Source organism: Lysinibacillus sp. GbtcB16 (assembly GCF_019091145.1).
Taxonomy (GTDB): Bacteria; Bacillota; Bacilli; order Bacillales_A; family Planococcaceae; genus Lysinibacillus; species Lysinibacillus fusiformis.
The window spans coordinates 1-255 of record NZ_JAGXJV010000606.1 but is presented as its reverse complement, the minus strand read 5'-3'; the positions used below and the strand labels follow the sequence as shown (position 1 = coordinate 255).

The following is a 255-nucleotide window of genomic DNA, read 5'->3' as shown; positions in this document are numbered from 1 at the left end:
CAGGTGCAGTATTGATTGTTCAACAACATCATAAAAGAATTTTGTCACGTAGTAACGGGGCTTTTACAGCGCAGGATGGCAGCAAACATCCCATTTTGAGCCATACATTATTCGATATAGCGACATTAACAAAAGTAGTGGCAACGCTACCAGCTACTTTACTGCTCTTGAGACGACAGCAAATGACTGTGGACGATAAAGATCAAACATAATTACCGTATTTTAAGTATGCCAATATAACCAATCAACATATAT

Annotated in this window: 1 pseudogene; it reads left to right on the top strand. The window is 38.0% G+C overall.

What is annotated here, in order from left to right:
- Positions 1–212, top strand: a pseudogene (locus tag KVT27_RS25380) (serine hydrolase domain-containing protein); the annotation flags it as partial.
- Positions 213–255: the final 43 nt, after the last annotated feature.